Source organism: Nonomuraea sp. NPDC049784 (assembly GCF_040659615.1).
Classification (GTDB): domain Bacteria; phylum Actinomycetota; class Actinomycetes; order Streptosporangiales; family Streptosporangiaceae; genus Nonomuraea.
In genome coordinates this window covers 1-17,713 of the sequence record NZ_JBFAMX010000054.1, presented here as the reverse complement: position 1 = coordinate 17,713, position 17,713 = coordinate 1, and the positions used below count along the sequence as shown (strand labels likewise).

22 protein-coding genes, 1 tRNA gene and 1 pseudogene are annotated in these 17,713 nt (G+C 69.6%); 11 read left to right on the top strand and 13 right to left on the bottom strand.

Features of this window, described 5'->3' with window-relative positions:
- Positions 1 to 73: 73 nt before the first annotated feature.
- Positions 74 to 1,072, top strand: coding sequence for an ABC transporter substrate-binding protein (locus tag AB0J09_RS14975; protein WP_360690119.1), 999 nt, complete (start codon positions 74 to 76; stop codon positions 1,070 to 1,072).
- Between the two features lie 221 nt (positions 1,073 to 1,293).
- Here the strand turns inward: AB0J09_RS14975 and AB0J09_RS14970 are convergent, their stop codons facing one another.
- Positions 1,294 to 1,893: a helix-turn-helix domain-containing protein gene (locus tag AB0J09_RS14970; protein WP_360690117.1), complete on the bottom strand. Its 600-nt coding sequence runs from the start codon at positions 1,891 to 1,893 to the stop codon at positions 1,294 to 1,296.
- A gap of 50 nt (positions 1,894 to 1,943) precedes the next feature.
- The gene (locus AB0J09_RS14965) at positions 1,944 to 3,272 is read right to left on the bottom strand and encodes a M20/M25/M40 family metallo-hydrolase (RefSeq protein WP_360690115.1); all 1,329 of its coding nucleotides are present in this window, start codon (positions 3,270 to 3,272) and stop codon (positions 1,944 to 1,946) included.
- Positions 3,273 to 3,322: 50 nt separating this feature from the next.
- Between AB0J09_RS14965 and AB0J09_RS14960 the strand changes: the two genes are divergently transcribed.
- Positions 3,323 to 4,255 (top strand): endonuclease/exonuclease/phosphatase family protein, encoded by a 933-nt coding sequence (locus tag AB0J09_RS14960; protein WP_360690113.1) that lies wholly within the window; start codon positions 3,323 to 3,325, stop codon positions 4,253 to 4,255.
- Positions 4,256 to 4,304: 49 nt separating this feature from the next.
- Complete coding sequence (locus AB0J09_RS14955) at positions 4,305 to 4,625, top strand: co-chaperone GroES (RefSeq protein ID WP_360690112.1); 321 nt, start codon at positions 4,305 to 4,307, stop codon at positions 4,623 to 4,625.
- Here AB0J09_RS14955 and AB0J09_RS14950 read toward each other — a convergent pair.
- Positions 4,620 to 5,567 (bottom strand): hypothetical protein, encoded by a 948-nt coding sequence (locus AB0J09_RS14950; protein WP_360690110.1) that lies wholly within the window; start codon positions 5,565 to 5,567, stop codon positions 4,620 to 4,622. The two genes, AB0J09_RS14955 and AB0J09_RS14950, sit on opposite strands and share 6 nt — an antisense overlap.
- 54 nt (positions 5,568 to 5,621) lie before the next feature.
- Positions 5,622 to 6,077, bottom strand: coding sequence for a TIGR02611 family protein (locus AB0J09_RS14945; RefSeq protein ID WP_360690108.1), 456 nt, complete (start codon positions 6,075 to 6,077; stop codon positions 5,622 to 5,624).
- Between the two features lie 149 nt (positions 6,078 to 6,226).
- Between AB0J09_RS14945 and AB0J09_RS14940 the strand changes: the two genes are divergently transcribed.
- The 4 genes from AB0J09_RS14940 (at position 6,227) to AB0J09_RS14925 (ending at position 9,597) form a co-directional block, all read left to right on the top strand.
- Positions 6,227 to 7,135, top strand: coding sequence for an aryldialkylphosphatase (locus AB0J09_RS14940; RefSeq protein WP_360690106.1), 909 nt, complete (start codon positions 6,227 to 6,229; stop codon positions 7,133 to 7,135).
- A 34-nt stretch (positions 7,136 to 7,169) separates the two neighbouring features.
- Positions 7,170 to 7,559: a PPOX class F420-dependent oxidoreductase gene (locus AB0J09_RS14935; RefSeq protein ID WP_360690104.1), complete on the top strand. Its 390-nt coding sequence runs from the start codon at positions 7,170 to 7,172 to the stop codon at positions 7,557 to 7,559.
- A 44-nt stretch (positions 7,560 to 7,603) separates the two neighbouring features.
- Positions 7,604 to 8,806, top strand: coding sequence for a histidine kinase (locus AB0J09_RS14930; protein ID WP_360690159.1), 1,203 nt, complete (start codon positions 7,604 to 7,606; stop codon positions 8,804 to 8,806).
- 140 nt (positions 8,807 to 8,946) lie between these two features.
- Positions 8,947 to 9,597 carry a response regulator transcription factor gene (locus AB0J09_RS14925; RefSeq protein WP_360690157.1) on the top strand — a complete coding sequence of 217 codons (651 nt, stop codon included), beginning with the start codon at positions 8,947 to 8,949 and terminating at the stop codon, positions 9,595 to 9,597.
- A gap of 1 nt (position 9,598) precedes the next feature.
- On the opposite strand, the gene secY is transcribed toward AB0J09_RS14925, so the two are convergent.
- The 3 genes from secY to AB0J09_RS14910 all read right to left on the bottom strand — a co-directional run bounded on the left by secY (position 9,599) and on the right by AB0J09_RS14910 (position 12,430).
- Entirely contained in the window at positions 9,599 to 10,885 is a 1,287-nt protein-coding gene (gene secY, locus AB0J09_RS14920) for a preprotein translocase subunit SecY (protein ID WP_360690155.1), read from the bottom strand.
- 101 nt (positions 10,886 to 10,986) lie between these two features.
- Complete coding sequence (locus AB0J09_RS14915) at positions 10,987 to 11,763, bottom strand: putative hydro-lyase (RefSeq protein ID WP_360690102.1); 777 nt, start codon at positions 11,761 to 11,763, stop codon at positions 10,987 to 10,989.
- A gap of 256 nt (positions 11,764 to 12,019) precedes the next feature.
- Positions 12,020 to 12,430 carry a helix-turn-helix domain-containing protein gene (locus AB0J09_RS14910; RefSeq protein ID WP_360690100.1) on the bottom strand — a complete coding sequence of 137 codons (411 nt, stop codon included), beginning with the start codon at positions 12,428 to 12,430 and terminating at the stop codon, positions 12,020 to 12,022.
- A 105-nt stretch (positions 12,431 to 12,535) separates the two neighbouring features.
- Between AB0J09_RS14910 and AB0J09_RS14905 the strand changes: the two genes are divergently transcribed.
- Positions 12,536 to 13,447, top strand: a complete 912-nt coding sequence (locus tag AB0J09_RS14905; RefSeq protein WP_360690098.1) for an NADP-dependent oxidoreductase — start codon at positions 12,536 to 12,538, stop codon at positions 13,445 to 13,447.
- Here AB0J09_RS14905 and AB0J09_RS14900 read toward each other — a convergent pair.
- Positions 13,444 to 13,680 (bottom strand): hypothetical protein, encoded by a 237-nt coding sequence (locus AB0J09_RS14900; RefSeq protein ID WP_360690096.1) that lies wholly within the window; start codon positions 13,678 to 13,680, stop codon positions 13,444 to 13,446. The two genes, AB0J09_RS14905 and AB0J09_RS14900, sit on opposite strands and share 4 nt — an antisense overlap.
- On the bottom strand, positions 13,677 to 13,904 hold the full coding sequence (locus tag AB0J09_RS14895; protein ID WP_360690094.1) for a DUF6158 family protein: 228 nt from the start codon (positions 13,902 to 13,904) through the stop codon (positions 13,677 to 13,679). The genes AB0J09_RS14900 and AB0J09_RS14895 overlap by 4 nt, the downstream gene beginning before the upstream one ends.
- Before the next feature lie 94 nt (positions 13,905 to 13,998).
- Between AB0J09_RS14895 and AB0J09_RS14890 the strand changes: the two are divergent.
- Positions 13,999 to 14,613 (top strand): annotated as a pseudogene (locus AB0J09_RS14890) (LysR family transcriptional regulator); the annotation flags it as partial.
- 95 nt (positions 14,614 to 14,708) lie between these two features.
- Positions 14,709 to 14,933 carry a hypothetical protein gene (locus tag AB0J09_RS14885; protein ID WP_360690163.1) on the top strand — a complete coding sequence of 75 codons (225 nt, stop codon included), beginning with the start codon at positions 14,709 to 14,711 and terminating at the stop codon, positions 14,931 to 14,933.
- A 149-nt stretch (positions 14,934 to 15,082) separates the two neighbouring features.
- On the opposite strand, the gene AB0J09_RS14880 is transcribed toward AB0J09_RS14885, so the two are convergent.
- Positions 15,083 to 15,613, bottom strand: coding sequence for a histidine phosphatase family protein (locus AB0J09_RS14880; protein ID WP_360690092.1), 531 nt, complete (start codon positions 15,611 to 15,613; stop codon positions 15,083 to 15,085).
- A 232-nt stretch (positions 15,614 to 15,845) separates the two neighbouring features.
- Between AB0J09_RS14880 and AB0J09_RS14875 the strand changes: the two genes are divergently transcribed.
- A tRNA-Ile gene (locus AB0J09_RS14875) sits at positions 15,846 to 15,919 on the top strand.
- 204 nt (positions 15,920 to 16,123) lie between these two features.
- Here AB0J09_RS14875 and AB0J09_RS14870 read toward each other — a convergent pair.
- From AB0J09_RS14870 to AB0J09_RS14860, 3 genes are all read right to left on the bottom strand, one after another.
- On the bottom strand, positions 16,124 to 16,420 hold the full coding sequence (locus AB0J09_RS14870; protein WP_360690090.1) for a hypothetical protein: 297 nt from the start codon (positions 16,418 to 16,420) through the stop codon (positions 16,124 to 16,126).
- Positions 16,421 to 16,482: 62 nt separating this feature from the next.
- Positions 16,483 to 16,902, bottom strand: a complete 420-nt coding sequence (locus AB0J09_RS14865; RefSeq protein ID WP_360690088.1) for an integrase core domain-containing protein — start codon at positions 16,900 to 16,902, stop codon at positions 16,483 to 16,485.
- Entirely contained in the window at positions 16,872 to 17,342 is a 471-nt protein-coding gene (locus AB0J09_RS14860) for a helix-turn-helix domain-containing protein (protein WP_360690153.1), read from the bottom strand. Before AB0J09_RS14860 ends, AB0J09_RS14865 begins: the two co-directional genes overlap by 31 nt.
- Between the last annotated feature and the right edge of the window lie 371 nt (positions 17,343 to 17,713).

Sequence of the window (17,713 nt, the reverse complement as noted above, 5' to 3'; positions counted from 1 at the left end):
CGTAGCGGTAAAGCTTAGGTAAGGCTAATCTAATTCCCCAATACGAAGGCAAGCCTAACCTTAGGAGATGTGCATGTCAGGACCGGTACTGGCTCGCAGGGGCTTCCTGGCGTCCGCCACAGGCCTCGCGGCGGCCCTGACGCTGGCGGCGTGCGGCGGCGAATCAGCACCCACCAAGCCCACCACGGAGTCCCCCGCGGCTCAGGGCTGGACGTTCACCGACGATCGTGGCAAGAAGGTCGACCAACCCAAGCCGCCCTCCAAGATCGTCGCCCAGGTCGGCGCCGCGGCCGCCCTGTGGGACTTCGGCGTGCGCCCCATCGCCGTCTTCGGCCCGCACAAGCTCAAGGACGGCACCAAGGACCCCCAGGTCGGCAACGTGGACCTCACCAAGGTCGAGGGCCTGGGCAACGTCTGGGACGAGTTCAACGTCGAGAAGTACATCTCGCTCCAGCCCGACCTCCTGGTCAGCAGCATGTACATCAAGGGCACCCTCTGGTACGTGCCGGACAAGTCCAAGGACACCATCGAGCAGGTCGCCCCGACCGCGGGCATCATGCTCACCGGCCGCAGCGCCACCCAGGTGATCGGCAAGTACGAGGAACTGGCCAAATCGCTCGGCGCGAGCATGCAGGGCGTGCCCGAGGCCAGGGCCCGCATGGAGGCCGCCACCAAGGAGCTGGCCCAGTTCAAGAACCTCAAGATCCTCATGATGTCCGGCGGTGCCGACGCGATGTGGGTGGTCAACCCGCCGGAGTACCCGGACATCGTGCACCTCACGGCCGCGGGCCTGGACGTCGTCAAGCCGTCGAAGGTCGACGAGGGCGGCTTCTTCCAGACGCTGAGCTGGGAGAACGCCGACGAGTACGACGCCGACGTGATCCTCTACGACACCCGCACCCAGTCGCTCAAGCCCGAGGAGATGATGAAGAAGCCCACCTTCGCCAAGCTCCCCGCGGTCGAGGCCGGCCAGCTCTACCCGTGGCGCGCGGAAGTGCCGTTCAGCTATCAGGGGTACGCCACCTTCCTCGAGGAGCTGGTGGCCAACCTAAAGAAGGCTAACCGAATCTGATCAGGGATTCTTGGTGATCGTTGTGGCGTGATATGACGGGCCATGGGACGCCCGGCTCTCACGGCTGTGAGATTTTCGGGGGTTGCTGGCTGGTGCTTGTCCTTGGGCTGACTCGGAGGGATTTCGGCGATGTGAGTAGCTGGTGAGCGTCTGCCTGCATTGGCCTGGTGTGTGGCGCCGACCAGCAACAATGCGGCGCGGGTGAGCGCGGGGAAGGGACGTCAGGCTGCGGTCGTCAGGGCAGCGGCCAGGGTGGTGATGGCGGCGAGGGCCCGGGCCGGGCCGTAGGAGTCCTTCAGGACACCCGCCGCCTCCGCCCCCATCGCCGCCAGCAGCGTGTGGGACAGGGCGTCGGCATCGCAGCCCGGCCGGGCCTCGGCCAGGAGGATGGCCACGTGCCGGTGCCAGAAGCGATAGGCCCCGATCCGGTAGCGAGCCCCCGGGCTGGTGGTCTCCGACATGCGGACCAGGTCCAGGTGGGCGAAGAGGTAGTCCAGGTAGGCGGCCACGAAAGCAGCGAGGCGCTCGGGGGCGGGCGCTCCGGGCCCGAGGGGCGGCGGGCCGGACAGGATGCGCTGCTGGAGGTCGCGTTCGCGGGAGTCCAGGAGCGCCACGGCGAGTCCGGACTTGTCGCCGAACCGCCGGAAGAGCGTGCCCTTACCCACGCCCGCCTCCGCCGCGATGGCGTCCATCGAGACCGCCTCCACCCCCTTCTCCGTGAACAGCCGGGCGGCCGCGGCCAGTACCTTCTCCCGGTTGCGCGCCGCGTCCGCCCGCTCCTTCACGGGGCGGCCCACCAGAAGCTCCAGCGACTCCGACATGATTCGGACTCTAGTCCAGTTCAGTGTCCGCCAGCACAAGCGGAACGCGCTCAGAGTGCTCCGCAGCGGCGCACCACGAGAAGCGCCAGTGCCCGCGTGACCTCGCGCAGCTCCCTCAGCTCGACCTGCTCCCTGGGGGCGTGAGCGAAACGCACGTCCCCGGGGCCGTAGTGCAGCGTCGGGATCCCGCCCGCCGCGTACAGCCGCAGGTCGCTCCCGTACGGCGCCGCCGCCTCGGCGGGCCGCGCGCCCGTGACGTCGGCGACCGCCCCGCAGACCTCGTCCAGCAGCGCATGCCCGGCAGGCAGCCGGCCGCTGGCGAACTGTCCACCAGGCCACGTCACCACCGGCGGGTTGTCGCGCAGCCATGGATGCGCGACACCCAGGACCGCCTCCTCGAACGCCGCGCGTGCCGCCGCCGGGTCCTCCTCCAGCCGCACCCCGAGCCGCCCCTCGGCGACCAGCAGGTCGGGCACCGTGCTGGCCCAGTCCCCCGCGTGCACGGTCCCGATCTCGATCGGGTACGGCCACGGAGCAACGAGCAGGGGCCGAGAGCGGTAGCTTGCGTAACCAGCGAGGTCCCGTCGGGAGTGCGACCATAGACTCGCGTTGCCCTGGAAGATGCCGGGAACGTCCCGGTTCCGCTCTGCCTCCAGGCGCCGGATCGCCTCGAACACCGGCCAGAACACCTCGACCGCGTTGACCCCCTCGTACCGTGTGGCCCCGTGGGCGGCCCGCCCGGCGATCTCCAGCCGGAACGTCAGCGCGCCCGCGTTGGCCGTGATGACCGCGCCGCTGGTGGGCTCGGTGATGACCGCGGCCTCCGCCGTGTGCCCTCTGGCCAGCGTGGCGAACGCGCCGAGCCCGCCGTCCTCCTCACTGATCACGCAGTGCACGGCGAGCGGCCTGGCGAGCCTGATCCCGGCCTTCCTGATCGCCCGCGCCACGGCGAGGTTGGCGACCAGGCCCGCCTTCATGTCGCAGGCGCCCCTGCCGTGCAGCACGTCGCCGGTGATCCTGGCGGCGAACGGGTCGCTGCCCTCCCATTTGGCCAGGTCACCCGTGGGGACGACGTCCACGTGGCCCTGGAGGGCGAGCGCGGGTGTGCTCTCACCCCCGGTGACGGCCACGACGCCGTACCCCTCGGTCCTGGGCGCCTCGGTGCCGGGGAAGCCGGGACGGCCGGTCAGGTCGGCGAGGTCGAGCTTCCAGACGTCCACGTCCATGCCCGCCTCGGTGAGCAGGCGGGCGAAGCGGTGCTGCAGCTCGGACTCGGCGTCGGTCCCGGTGACGCTGGGGACCCTGACGGTCTCAGCCAGCAGACCGACGGTCTCTGCCTCGTCGATGGCGTTCAGGACCCTGGCTTCCACGTCGTGCATGGCGCACAGCCTCTCATGAACCCGAATCGCTCTTTGTGGCGATACATGACGTGCGGACATGGGTGAGCTGGATCGTGGTGGCGCCGTTCGCCGGGTGGGCGGCGGTGCGGCTGAGCGGGTTCGAGCCGGACTGGCCGTGGGTGCCGGTGGTGGCGTACACGCCGTACGCGGTGTGCGCGGCGGTGGTGACCGTGCTGCTGGCCTGCCTGCTGAGACGGTGGGCGGCGGGCACGGTCGCGCTCGTCTCGGTGCTTGCGCTGACGCCCGCCGTGCTCCCCCGTGCCCTGGCCGACGGCAACCCCGCCGCCCACGGACCGGTGCTGCGGGTCCTCGCGGCGAACCTGCTGGTGGGGCGGGCCGACACGGCCGATCTGATGGCGCTGGTCACCACGCGGCAGCCGGACGTGCTGACGCTGCAGGAGTTCACGCCGGGCGCCATGCGGCGGCTGGAGAGCGCGGGGCTACGCAAGGTGCTGCCGTACGCCGTCACGCGGCCGCTGCCGGGGGTCGGCGGGTCGGCCGTCTACGCGCGGTATCCGCTGACGGCCGGAGAGACGATCAAGTACGGCGGGTTCGGGCAGGCCAGGGCCTGGATCAGGCATCCGGACGGGATACGGGTGGAGATCGTGTCCGTGCACCCGTGCGCCCCGAAGCGGATCGGGCGGCAGCCGTGCTGGCAGGCGGGGCTGGCGGCGCTGCCGCGGGCGGGCAAGGAACTGCGGGTGCTGGCGGGCGACTTCAACGCCACGCTCGATCACCTGCCGGTGCGTGAGCTGCTGGCGAACGGCTACCGGGACGCGGCCGACGTCATGGGGCGGGGGTTCGTGCCGACCTGGCCGCAGGAGGGCTCGAACCAGAACCTGCCCGGCGTGACGATCGACCACGTGCTGGCGGACTCCCGGATGGCGGTGCGTGACTTCGAGGTGCTGCAGCTGGAGCACACCGACCACCGGCCCGTGTTCGCCGAGCTCAGGCTGCCTTGATCGCGGCTTCCGGAGTTTCGTGGGTGTCGTGGCTCGTAAACTTGAGCCCGTGGTAGAGCCCAAGTTCGAGATTCAGATGCTGCACGACCGGGTCATGATCAAGCTGGAGCAGGAGGCCGAGGAGCGGCGCAGCGGCTCCGGGATCGTCATTCCGGCGACGGTCAAGATGGCCAACCGGCTGTCCTGGGGCGAGGTGTGCGGCGTCGGCACGAACGTGCGCTCGGTCAAGGTGGGCGACAAGGTGCTGTTCAACCCGGAGGAGCAGTTCGAGGTCGAGGTGCACGCGCGGACCTATCTCGTGATGCGCGAGCGCGACCTGCACGCGGTGGCCACCCAGGAGACCGACCACGGCACCGGCCTCTACCTATGACACGCGGGTGAAGGAGAGCCACAGGTCCGACGCCCACGCCGTGCGGGGCACGTCCGCCAGCACGCGCGTCGCCTTGCCACTCAGGTCGAGCACCGTCAGCCGGTAGGCCGTGCCATGCGCCATGACGGCGATCACGTGGCTCTCGTTCCACCAGCCGAGAAGGGCCTCGGGCCGTACGTTCACGCGCTGGGCGATCTTGCCGCTGACCGGATCCACCAGGCAGAGCTGCTCCTTGAACCGCGACGGGCACCAGGTGGTGAGCCGCTTGCCCGAAGGTGAGAACGGGTCCTCGGGGCCGGTCGGCAGGCCGACGCCCGCGTAGGTGCGCATGACCGCGCCGTCGGAGGCCCGGTAGGCGCGCAGGCCGGTGCCGTACATGGAGACGAGGTTGCCGTCGGGGCTCCACCAGAAGCCCGCGTTCCGGCTCAGGCCGGCGACCCGCACCGTGCGCGCGGTCTTGGCGGCCACGTCCACGACCGTGAAGCCGAGCACCTGCCACTTGCCGCTCACCTTCTGCTCGACGGTGAGCGCGACCCGCTTCCCGTCGCGGGACCACGAGGCGTAGGAGGCGGTCAGCGGCTTCTTGACCGTGCGGATCCTGGTTGAGGCGCCGGTGGTGCGGTCGGTGACGATCAGGGAGTCGTAGCCCGACCGGTACGAGCCGGGCACGCCTGCGGTCAGGCGGTTCCCGGGCGAGACGGACACTTCGGAGAGCGTCTTCTCCCAGGCGAAGGCGTTGCCGGTCGCGGCTCTGAGGTAGGTGCGCTTGGTGCCGAGGCCGTAAGCGGTAAGACGTACCGGATCGCCCGTTTTTTCGTAATATTTCACGCTGCCGGTGCCGGGCAGCACGAGGTCCGCCTGGGCTGCGACCGGGAGCGTCGCCGCTCCTGCATAACCCGCGGAAAGCGTCATGGACAGCGCGATGGCGATTTTGGCGATCACGCCCGCAGAATAGACAGGTAAGTACGAAATTTCGGGCGTCGATACCGACCGGGTCTAGATGTAACCCCGAGCGATCCTGATGACGTCGATGCCGAGCGTACGCATGCCGAAGTAGACGATCACCGCGGCGACGGCCACCGTCACGATGAGCACGACGACGCGTAGGAGCCAGCCCTGCCGCTTGTACCACTCCATCCAGGCGTGCAGCGTGCGCTTGCCGAACTCCAGCACCCTGCGCGCCCAGTGGAACTCCACGGCCAGCACCGCCAGCCCCGCGAACACGACCGCCCACCCCGGCCCGGGGAACGGCACCATGATCAGCCCGGCCACCACCATGAGGGCCCCGATCACGCCGAACACGATCTTCAGCGTGAGCGCGCCGGTGCGCGTGGACCTGATGCCGTCCAGCCACCCGTGGAGGCCCGTGCGACGCTCGGGCATGCTGGAGCGGTCGGCGGCCTCGCCCTTGATCACGTCGGCGTCGCCGGTGTCGGCGTTCTGAAGCTGCACAATTCCCCCCCGGCAGTCGGTATGCCATCCAGGATACGGGCCGCCGACCGGTGGCCACTTGCAGCCGACTAGCAAAACACCAAACCCGCCAGACGGTAAATTTTCCGCCTGAACGACCGGCTTCCGGCAAACATCGGTTAATGTCTGTTATGCCCGAGGTTTTGCTCCGTACCGTCACCGGTCCTGTACGCGCGGCCGCCATCACCGGCGCCGTGCTCCCCCACGAGCACCTGCGTACCGACCTGCGCTGGGGAGTCGGCATCGACTCCGACCCGTACCGCTGGCTCGACGAGGAGCACGCCGTCACCGCCGAGCTCCGCGAGCTGCGCCAGTCCGGTGGGCTCGGCCTCGTAGTGGATCTGACCTGCATGGGCATGGGCCGCGACGCCGCCGCCCTGGCCCGCATGGCGGCAGGCAGCCGGGTGCCGGTGATCGCCTCGACCGGGCTTTTCGCAGAGCCGTTCACGAACGTCGGAAACGCGGACGTGGACTCGCTCACCAGCCAGCTGATGGACGAGATCCTCAGCGGCGCGGACGACATGGGCGTGTTCCCCGGCGTGATCGGCGAGGTCGGCTCCTGGGGCGCCGAACCCACGCCGCGCGAGGAGCGCTGCCTGATCGCCGCCGCCCACGCCTCCCTGAAGTCGCGCCTCCCCGTCGCGACGCACGGCGCGAACGCCCCCGCGCTGCTGGAGATCCTGCTCGGGCAGGGCCTGCCGGGTTCCCGGGTGGCCGTCGGCTACGCGGGCACCGACCTGGGGGCGGCCAGGAAGATCGCCGAAGCGGGCGCGTACGTGAGCCTGGGCCTCCTCGGCCTCGGCCCGGACCAGGCGGCCAGGATCGCGCTCGGCCTCATCGAGGACGGCCACGCCGACCGCCTGCTCGTCAGCACGGGGCTGAGCCGGGTGGCGCAGCTGCGCAAGTACGACGGGCCCGGCTACGCCCACCTGTTCGACGCCCTGCTGCCGCGCCTTCGCGAGGCAGGCGTCGGTGAGGAAACGATCGGCCTCATCACCCGCGACAACCCGCTGCGCTGGCTGACCGACGGACTGGCTTGACCTCAACCAATGTCAAGGTTGCAGACTCGACCGCATGACCTTCACATCAGCGGAACTGGAGTACCTGTCGTCGCAGCACCTCGGCCGTCTGGCCACCGTGTCGCCCGGCGGACAGGTGCAGAATAACCCGGTCGGATTCTTCGTCGACGCCGAGACCGGCACGATCACCATCGGCGGGCACGCCATGGGCGCGTCCAAGAAGTTCAGGAACGTACAGAAGGGCAGCACCGTCGCGCTCGTCGTGGACGACTTGGCCTCGGTGGATCCGTGGGTGGTGCGCGGCATCGAGATCAGGGGCACGGCGGAGGCGCTGACGGACGCCGACCCGCCCCTGCCGTACTTCTCCAGGGAGATCATCAAGATCACGCCCACGAAGATCACCTCGTGGGGGTTGACGGGTCCGCGCGAGACCCGGGACGTGTGAAAGCTCGCTAAGATCTGGGCTACACGAGCCTTGGCCGGGTGGGGATGGTGACGGAGCACACGCACAGGGGCGGCCGCCTGCGCCGGCCGCTGGCCGCTCTGTCGCGCCTGACCCGGCTCGGCGACGTCCCGGTCGTGGTCATGCTGGCGTGGGCGGGCTGGCTGGCCGTCCCGTGGTCGTTCAGCGGCCTCGCCCAGGCCCGCGCCGCGGCGGCCGCCGCCGCTGCTGAGGCGGAGCCGCCACAGGTCAACCTCTCCGCCGGATCGGTACGCCCATGGGCCCTCCCGGCGGCCCAGCCCCGCCCCCTCAAAACGGTGCGCCATGCGCCCACCCACCTGAACGGCACCGCGCCGACCTCGACGGCACCGGGGTCAGCGGGACCAGGCGCCGTGGGACCGAGCGCCGTGGGACCGGGCGGCAGCGCGTCGCCGGCCATCGCGGTTGACGGCTCTCGGCCGGCACAAGCAGCGCTGCGCCACGACAAGACAGCCCCTGGCACGCTGGGCGTCGGCGAAGCGGCTCGTGACGTTTGGAGCACCGCCGCGCTGGGCTCCGGGACTCGGGGCGGCCAGAATGGCGCCGCGCTGGGCGTCGGCGGGGCCACTTGGGGTGAGCCGGTCGCGGCCGCGCTCGATGCGGTGGCGGGCGAGCCGGTCGCCGGTGGGCCGGATGCGGTGGCGGCTGAGCGGGCCAGGATCGCCGGTGAGGTGCATGACGCTGCCGGGCATGGGCTCGCGGCCATCGCCATGCAGGCCGGGCTCGCGCTCGTAGCGCTCGACGACGACCCCGAGCAGGCGCGGGCGTCGCTGCGCGCGATCAGGGAGACCAGTACGACGGCCCTCTCCCAGCTGCGGGCGGCGCTCGACGGCATCGACCCGCCGGGCGGCGACCTCGCCCGGCTCATCGAGGGCGTCCGGGCGGCGGGCCTGCCGGTGGACGTCGAGCCGACGGACTTCACCGTGCCGGCCCGCCTTCAGGGCACCGTCTACCGGGTTGTGCGGGAGTCTCTGACCAACGTGCTTCGCCACGCGGGCCCCACCAGGGTGCTCGTGCGGGTGGGCGGGCATCCGGGCGAGTTCGTGCTGGAGGTGGCCGACCGGGGTGCGGGCTGGACGGGCGCCAGGGAAGGGCGCGGGCTGGCCGGGATGCGCTCCCGAGTCACCGAGGCGGGCGGCCACTTCGCCGCCGGGCCGCGCGAGGGCGGCGGCTTCCAGGTGATCGTCCGCTTCCCCCAGGTCTCGACGTGATCATGCCGGAACACGGGCCCACGCCGGAACCCGCACCCAAGTCCTCCCCCGAGCCCGCGACCGCCACTGCCCCCGTAACTGAGCACGTCGGCCCGCCCGAGCACGTCGGCGCGGCGGAGGGCATCAGCGCGACGGAGGGCGTGATCAGGGTGGTCGTCGCCGACGATCAGGCGGTCGTGCGGATGGGGCTGCGGGCCCTGCTGGAGCGCGCGCCCGGCATGGAGTGCGTCGGCGAGGCCGCCGACGGCAGCGCCGCGCTGGCGTTGATCCGCCGTGCCCGCCCGGATGTCCTGCTGCTCGACATCCGCATGCCCGGCATGGACGGCCTCGCCACACTACGGGCCATCGCCGAGGACCCGGAGCTGCGCACCACCAGGATCGTCGTGGTGACGACCTTCGCCGTCGACGAGTACGTCTTCGCCGCGCTCCAGGCTGGGGCCAGCGGCTTCGTACTCAAGGACAGCGCCCCGGAGGAGCTGGTCAACGCCGTGCGCGTGGTGGCCGCGGGCGAGGCGCTGCTGTCACCGGCGATCACCAGGAAGGTCATCGGCATGTTCGGGCAGCACGGCGCCGGGCCGGTCGAAGGGCTGGAGACGCTGACGCCCCGGGAGCGGGAGCTGGTGGCCTGGGTGGCCACAGGCAGGTCGAACGAGGAGATCGCCAAGGAGCTGGTGATCAGCCCCGACACCGTCCGCACCCACGTCAGCCGCGCCATGGTCAAGCTCCGCGCGAGGGACCGCGCCCAGCTCGTGGTGTTCGCCATGCGAGCCGGGCTGAGCATCCCCGCATGAGCTACTTCTTCAGGAAGCCCTCGTAGTTGCGCTGCTGGAGCTGGGCCTCGATCTGCTTCACGGTGTCCAGCCCCACCCCGACCATGATCAGCACGCTGGTCCCGCCGAAGGGGAAGTTCTGCTGCGTACCCGGATCCTTGAGGATCGCGAACGCCACCAGCGGCAGCAGCGCCAGCACCGCCAGGTAGACCGCCCCGGGCGCGGTCAGCCGGCCCAGCACGTACGCCAGGTACCGGGCCGTGGGTCCCCCGGGCCGGATCCCAGGAACGAATCCCCCATACCGTCGCATGCTGTCCGCCACCTCCACGGGATTGAAGGTGATCGACACGTAGAAGTAGGCGAACCCCACGATCAGGAGCACGTACAAGCTCATGTGGAGAGGACCCGACGTCAGGTTGCGCTCCACCCACGCCTGCCCCGCGTCCCCGAGCAGCGGCGCCGCCAGCGTCGGCAGGTACAGCAGCGACGAGGTGAAGATCACCGGCACGATCCCCGCCTGGTTCACCTTCAACGGGATGTACGTGCTGCTCCCCCCGTACATCCGCCGCCCCACCATCCGCTTGGCGTACTGCACCGGGATCCGCCGCTGCGCCTGCTCCACGAAGACCACGGCCGCCACGAGGCAGAGCCCCGCCGCGGTCATCACCACGAAACTCACCGGGCTGAGCACGAAGATCTTCGCCATGTACGCCGGGAAAACGGCCACGACCTGCGCGAACATCAGGAGCGACATCCCGTTCCCGATCCCACGGTCCGTGATCAGCTCGCCGAGCCACATGACCACGCAGGCCCCCGCCACCATGGTCACCACGATCACGGTCACGGCCAGCAAGCCCTCGTCCCGCAGCAGCGGCCGCGTGCAACCGGGCAGGAGCTGCCGGGCGCGGGCCAGCGCGACGATCGTCCCGGCGTTCAGCAGGGCGAGCCCGACCGTCAGGTAGCGCGTGTACTGCGTGATCTTGGCCTGGCCGCGCTGCCCCTCCTTCCTGAGCGCGTCCAGCCGGGGGACGAGCACGGCGAAGAGCTGCAGGACGATGCTGGCGGTGATGTACGGCATGACGCCCAGCGCGAACACCGACAGCTGCAGCATCGCGCCCCCGCTGAGCATCTGCACCATGTCGAAGATGCCGCCCTTGGCCGCCCCCACGCACTCCCGCACGGCCACCACGTCCACCCCCGGCGAGGGCATGAGCTGCCCGAGGCGGAACAGCGCGATCAGTCCCAAGGTGAACAGCAGCTTCTTGCGCAGCTCCGGCACCCGGAACGCCCCGATCAATGTCCCGGTCAATGTCCTGGTCAAGACGGTCAGCATGGTCAAGGAGTCTGACCGGGGCGGCCCGCGGGGTCGTCCGCCGAGACGAGGCACCCGCGTACGCAAATCCGCGTACGTCAGACGCGGTAGTCGTCGTCGCGCGCGTCGAGGATGGCCATGTGTCCAGGCAGGTGGCCGATCGCGTACTCGACGCCGCTGGCCATGACCGCCGCCTGCGGCGTCACCCCGCATGCCCAGAACAGCGGCACCTCCCCCGCCCGCACCTCCACCGGGTCACCGAAGTCGGGCCGGCCCAGGTCGCGGATCCCGATCGCCGCGGGGTCGCCGACGTGCACCGGCGCGCCGTGCACCATCGGATAGTGCCCGCTCACCTCGACGGCGGTCTTCACCAGCGCCTCGGGCACCGGCCGCATCGACACGACCAGCGGCCCCGACAGGCTGCCCGCCGCCTCGCAGGGGACGTCGGTGACGTACATCGGCACGTTCGTCCCCAGCTCCAGGTGCCGTACCGGCACCCCGGCCGCGAGCAGGGCCGCCTCGAAGGTGAAGCTGCACCCGATGAGGAACGGCACCAGGTCGTCCCGCCACTCCGCCACCACGTCGCCGAGGTCCGCGACCGGCTCGCCGTCGCGGTAGAGCCGGTATCCGGGCAGGTCGGTACGGAGGTCGCCGGGAAACAGCGGCGTGGACCAGGTCCCGGGCTCCCCCACGTCGAGCACGGGGCACGCCTGCGGGTTCTGGTGGGCGAACAGCAGCAGCTCGTACCGCAACCGTCTGGGCACGGCGATCAGGTTGGCCTGCGTCCAGCCCCTGCACCAGCCCGCCGTGGGCACCCGCTCGCCGGCGCGGAAGCGCTCCCGCGCCTGCGCCGGGCTGAGGTCGGCGACGTTCACCTCTTGACAGTATGGCGGGCCGCGTTCGACGGTCCACCACGCCTCGCGAGGCGCCTTACCTGAGGGGTACTCATATCGAGCGGGGGAACCGGTGATGCCGGGACTTTCCGGGGTAGCGGGACGGTCTTCACCAACGACATCTGGCAGCCGCACCTGCGTCCTGACCGCGACGACGGCCACTACCTGCGGGTGGGCCGGATCGCGCCCGTGGTGGGCGTGGCGCTGGGCGGCGGCACGTTCCTGGCGTGGGCCCGGCTCAGACGGCTCTGACGGGCTCCTTCGCCCGCTCGTCGTAGGCCTCGCGGGCGGCGATCACGTCGTCGGCGTGCTCGCGCGCCCAATCGCCGATGGCCCGCAGGACGTCTATGGCGCTGCGGCCCAGGTCGGTGAGCTCGTACTCGACCCTGGGCGGGATCGTCGGGTAGACGGTCCGGGTGGCCAGCCCGTCGCGCTCGAGGGCGCGCAGGGTCTGCGACAACATCTTCTGCGTGACGCCGTCGAGCATGCGGCGCAGCTCGTTGAACCGCCTGGGCCCGTCGAGCAGCGCGCCCATGGCCAGTCCGGTCCACTTGTTGCTGAACATGTCGATCACGGTGCGCGGCTTGCACGCCCGCAGGAACGCGTCGGCGCCGCCGTGCTTCCTGAGATCTGGAAACGTAGTATCCATCAGGAACCTGAATACCAGACAAGTGCCTTCTTCACAATGGGTACCGTCATTGAACAGCATGAAGGCATGCAAGCTATGACGTTTCGCTCCTTCGGGGAGCCAGAGGTGCTGCAGCTCGAGACCGTGACGCGGCCGATGCCGCGGCGGAACGAGGTGCTGGTCAAGGTCCGGGCCGCAGGCGTCAACCCACCGGACTGGAAGGTGCGGCGCACCCCGTTCCCCCCGCATTTCGTCGAGCCCCCGCTGATCCCCGGCTGGGACGTGTCAGGCGTGGTCGAGGAGATCGGCGAGTACGTCGGCCGGTTCAAGCCCGGCGACGAGGTCTTCGGGATGGTGGACTTCCCCTACCCCGCCGGCGCGTACGCCGAGTACGTGGTGGCCAGGCCCCGGCACCTCGCCCGCAAGCCGGCCGGGATCGATCACGTCCAGGCCGCCGCGCTGCCCATGCCGGCCCTGACCGCGTGGCAGGCGTTCTCGGACATCGTCGAGATCTCGCCGGGGCAGCGGGTGCTCGTCCACGCGGCCGCCGGCGGCGTCGGGCACCTGGCCGTGCAGCTCGCCAAGCTACGCGGCGCGTACGTGATCGGCACCACGCGGGCCTCGAAGCACGACTTCGTACGGGGACTGGGCGCGGACGAGGTGATCGACTACACGAGCGTCGACTTCAGCGAGGTCCTGTCGGACGTCGACATCGTGCTCGACATGGTGGGCCTGATGGCCAGGGGGCAGGAGTACCCGCTCCGTTCGCTTCGCGTGCTGCGCCCGGGCGGCATGTTCATCGCGGGCTCGGGGATGACCCCCGCCGACGCGGCCGCGTTCGACCAGGCAGGTGTGCGGCGGGGACAGTTCAGCGTGGAGCCTGATCATGCCGCGCTGGCGGAGATCGCCGCTCTGGCGGCGGACGGCAAGCTGGCCGCCCATGTGGACCGGGTCTTCCCGCTGGCCGACGCCGCCAAGGCGCACGCGGTCATGGAGAGCGGCGACTTCGTCGGCAAACTGGTCCTTACGGTTTCCTAGTACTCGACCTCGAAGGTGTGCGGCCCCAGGGCGTACCTGTCTCCCCTGGGCAACACGTACCCGTGCTCGATCAGGTGCGCGACGCACTCGCGCACCTCCTCCTCGGTCAGTCCGGACGCCCGCACGACCCCTGCCGGACTCGCCGTCCCATGCTCGACCGCCTGTGAAGCCACCGCCTCGTACACGTGGATGTCGATGTCCGACAGAGCCTGCACATCGTGGGCCTCGATCATGAGCGCTGTCTCGCCCCCTCCCTCAACCGGTACGGATCGACTTCGCGATCCGGGTAGCGACGGAGGTACTCGGTCTCCAGCTCGTTCGTCCGTGACGTGTGCACCGCCAGAGCGTCCTCCGACCCGTGGAAGAACGTGTCGCTCCGGGTCGCGTGCAGCTGCCGCAGCTCGCGGAGCAGATCCTCGTCGCTGAGCTGCGCCGGGTCTATTCCCATCGTCGTCATGGGCTTCCCCTACCCCAGTGCCCTCGACAATATCTGTCACATTTCCTGACATATTGGCATTGTTTGTAAGAGATCGCCGCCTTACGTTCCCCTTATGGACCTCGAGCTCAGGCACCTCAGGATCGTCCGCGCGGTCGCGGACGCGGGAAGTGTGAGCAAGGCCGCGTCCCTGCTCGGGCTGGCACAGCCGGCCCTGACCGCCCAGCTCAAGCGCATCGAGAGGGGGCTCGGCGGCGCCCTCTTCGAGCGCGACCGGCACGGCGCGAGACCCACCAGGCTGGGCGAGCTGGTGCTCTCCAGGGCGCGAGTGCTGCTCCCCGCGGCCCAGGAGCTACAGGAGGAAGCCGTACGTTTCGCCGCCTCCCCCTCCTCCCCCGGCTACCGCATCGGCGCGACCAACGGCCCCATCCTGGGCGGCCTGGTCGACCGGCTGGCCACGGAGCGCCCGGTCAGCACGTACACATCCTGGTCGGCACGCGAGCTGACCAGCATGGTCGAGCTCGGCCGCCTCGATTACGTGCTGACCGGCGCCTGCGGCGACTCCGGCACGCCCGCCGGCGCGCTCGTGTGGGAGTCGATCGCACTCGACCCCGTGTTCTGCCTGGTCGGCGAGGATCATCCGGCGGCCAAGGAGAAGGAGGTGGAGCTGGCCGGCCTCGCCGGCGAGCACTGGGCCGTGACGCCCGGCGACGGCTGCTTCGCCGACTGCTTCGCCACGGCCTGCGCGCGTGCCGGGTTCACCCCCGGCACGATCTACGAACCGACGTCTCCACCTGCACGCACCTCGCCCAGGTCGGCCGCGCGGTGGTGCTGTGCCAGGCCACCCACCAGCCCGCCCAGGGCCTCGTCATGGTGCCGCTCGCGGGCGCGCCGCTGCGCTGGCGGCAGCTCCTCGGCCGCCACCCCACCGCCCCCGACGCCGCGTGGGTGGTGTCGCAGGCCAAGCAGGTCCACATGGACGCAGTACGCCGGAGCCTGGTCTACTCCGACTGGCTGGTACGGAACCCGGGTTACGGCACCGCCCCATAACTCCCGCCGCTGCCACCGTCAGGCATGGTGCGACGGCGACCGTCACGCGCCGCCACGCGGCCCGGCGGCGGCCGTCGAGCGCACCCAGCCGCGCGGCCCGGACAGCCCGAGGGGAGGGCGTGCCCTCTGGCCCTTCCCGAACCGGCCCCTCACGCCAGGTTGTACTCCCACCCCGGCCGCCATTCGAACGGCGCGTCGACCAGTTCCTCCAGGGAAGTCCCGTCCAGCAGATTCTGCAGCGCCCACCGATTGGCGGAGTGCGACACCAGAAGCACCACGCACCCCTGCCACTGCTCCATCACATCCCGTAGAAACCCCGCCATCTCCGCCACTACCTGCCGATAACTCTGCCCGCCCGGCCACGGCGTATCGATGTGCCTGCTCCGCAGCGCCGCCACCTCACTGACCGGCCGCCCGTTGTAGATCCCGTAGTCACATTCCCTGAGCCGCCGATCGAGCCTGATCTCCTTGCCGCTCCCCACAAAGGCGATCTCCGCCGTCTGCACGGCCCGCCGCAGGTCGGAGGCGTACACGACGTCCACCTCCCGCCGCCGCACCCCCAGCTCCACAGCCAGCGCCCGCCCGCGCTCGGACAGCTCACCAGGCAACCAGCCGGTGGCGATGCCCGTCTCGTTGTCCACGGTGACGGAATGCGTCTCGTAAACCAGCTTCACGGCCACGCCAAGACGCTACCCGCCCCCACCTCGCCTGCCTTCTCGCGTCCCTAAACCGAGACCCGAATATGATCGAGTCAGGCTCCAACAACGTTGCCGAGCATGGAATGATGTCGGCGGAGATCTGTCTCCCGTTCGGCCGGGCACGACGACCGGATCCGATGCTCTAGCCTTAGCTTGCACGGGGGCTCGGCATGGTCCTTCGGACGTCCCGCCGCACGTCACACAACTGAATCCAGGGGCGGTAGCTCAGCCGGTCAGAGCATCGGACTCATAATCCGTGGGTCGTGGGTTCAAGTCCCACCCGCCCTACTACTCCCGATCAGCCAAAACCCCGTCTGATCTGCGCTGGTGCGCAGCGACGGGGGTTTCGCATGTCCGGCTGTCCACGACTCGTGTCGATCGTCTGCGGATGTCCCCACCCAATGCTTACCCGCGATCTGAGCATGTGCCGGATCACGAATCGCGATCGCCACCGTCCAGCACACCGAAGGCCTGTTGGGCTCCGAGGACATTTCAGACGGAGCCAGCTCTTAGATGTGTGATGTCGATGCCCTTGGCCACCAGCCAATCTAGGTACGGGCCGAGCGGGTGGTTGGCACTCTCCATCAGAGCAACGGCCTCCCGGGTCGCGCGGTGCGCCCACTCGATGTTCGCCGCCAGGTAGTCATCGATACTGTCCGGGCGCGAGATGCGAGGCGCCATGCGCTTAGCCTGCTGACACTCCTGCTTTGCCCGGTCAGCACGCCCTACGCCATCAGCTGCCAGCCCGTAGTCCGGCTCAACCTTGATCGACAGCGACAGCATGTCCATGCCACCACCTGTAGGGCGTCAAACTCGCGCACGTGGGTTGAACTGGGATTTCACCAGTCGAGCTAGGCGGCTCGGCGGTATTCGTTGATCACTCCTCCGAGTATCTTGTGGTGTTCGATCCGGCCTTCCATCGGCACCACCACATGCTCATCGTGATCGGGTGGCCGTTGCCTACGGGCCTGATGCGGCCGATGGGCGTTGTAGTGATCGACATACTCGCTCAGGACCGAGCGCAGGTGACGTTCACCGTAGATCAACATGCGGTCAGTGCACTCAACTCGCACCGTCCGGACCCAGCGCTCGGCGAAGTAGTTCGCCCTCGGCGTCCGCGGCGGCGTCCTCAGCACCGCGATACCCACGGCGGCGAACACCTCATCGAAGACGGTGGTGAACTTGGCATCCCGATCGCGGATGAGGAAGCGGAACGACCCTGCTCGCTCGCCCAGGTCGATCAGGAGATTGCGGCCTGCTGAGCCGTCCACACCCCGGTCGGGTGGCAGGTCACGCCTAGGACGTGCACGTGTCGCGTGCGGACCTCCATCACGAACAACACGTACAAGCGCTGCGGAAAGATCGTGTCCACATGGAAGAAATCACAAGCCAGGAGGCCTTCGGCCTGTGAGCGTAAGAAGGTCCGCCAGGACATGTCGAGATGTCGGGGCGCCGGATCGAAACGGCGGGAGCGCAGGATGCGCCGCACGGTCACCTCGCTAACCTGAAAACCAAGCCGCACCAACTCCCCGTGCACCCGTCGATGGCCCCATCCAGGGTTCTCCCGCGCCAAGCGAATAATCAGATCCCGAAGCTCCGGAGTCGTCCCCGGACGCCCGGGCCGATGCGGGTAGGTCCAGGCCCGTCGCACCAGGCGACGATGCCACGCCAGCAACGTCGCCGGAGTGACCAGCCGATGAGCACGCAGCACCGCCGGCAACCACCGGGCCAACGCGCGAGAACGGCCCGATCAGCCCAGTCCGGCTTCGGCCGTCCGACCTGACGCCGCAGCACCCCCACCTCATGACGCAACACCATGATCTCCGCGTCCTTCGACGCTTGACCGCGGCCCAGCAACATCAGCCAGCCGAACACCCGAAGCGCAACCAGATAGAGGAGACGGACAAGCACAAGACGCGATCGTGCCTGGGGGAGCGGACCCCGTCAAACCACAGGTCAGAGCCATCGTGGCCGTATTTTGACGCGGTACAGGACCCTGCTGGTTAACTCGCGCGGTGTCGGCTGGTTCGTGATCTGATGGCTTCTGTCCTTGATCACGTTCGTGGGAGCAGCCGTTGCCTC

Excerpts from the sequence above, each read along its gene's own strand:
- AB0J09_RS14975 (WP_360690119.1), top strand. The coding sequence starts at position 74 with ATGTCAGGACCGGTACTGGCTCGCAGGGGCTTCCTGGCGTCCGCCACA.
- AB0J09_RS14970 (WP_360690117.1), bottom strand. The coding sequence starts at position 1,893 with ATGTCGGAGTCGCTGGAGCTTCTGGTGGGCCGCCCCGTGAAGGAGCGG.
- AB0J09_RS14965 (WP_360690115.1), bottom strand. The coding sequence starts at position 3,272 with ATGCACGACGTGGAAGCCAGGGTCCTGAACGCCATCGACGAGGCAGAG.
- AB0J09_RS14940 (WP_360690106.1), top strand. The coding sequence starts at position 6,227 with ATGCCCGAGGTTTTGCTCCGTACCGTCACCGGTCCTGTACGCGCGGCC.
- AB0J09_RS14935 (WP_360690104.1), top strand. The coding sequence starts at position 7,170 with ATGACCTTCACATCAGCGGAACTGGAGTACCTGTCGTCGCAGCACCTC.
- AB0J09_RS14930 (WP_360690159.1), top strand. The coding sequence starts at position 7,604 with ATGGTGACGGAGCACACGCACAGGGGCGGCCGCCTGCGCCGGCCGCTG.
- AB0J09_RS14910 (WP_360690100.1), bottom strand. The coding sequence starts at position 12,430 with ATGGATACTACGTTTCCAGATCTCAGGAAGCACGGCGGCGCCGACGCG.
- AB0J09_RS14900 (WP_360690096.1), bottom strand. The coding sequence starts at position 13,680 with ATGATCGAGGCCCACGATGTGCAGGCTCTGTCGGACATCGACATCCAC.
- AB0J09_RS14895 (WP_360690094.1), bottom strand. The coding sequence starts at position 13,904 with ATGACGACGATGGGAATAGACCCGGCGCAGCTCAGCGACGAGGATCTG.
- AB0J09_RS14870 (WP_360690090.1), bottom strand. The coding sequence starts at position 16,420 with ATGGACATGCTGTCGCTGTCGATCAAGGTTGAGCCGGACTACGGGCTG.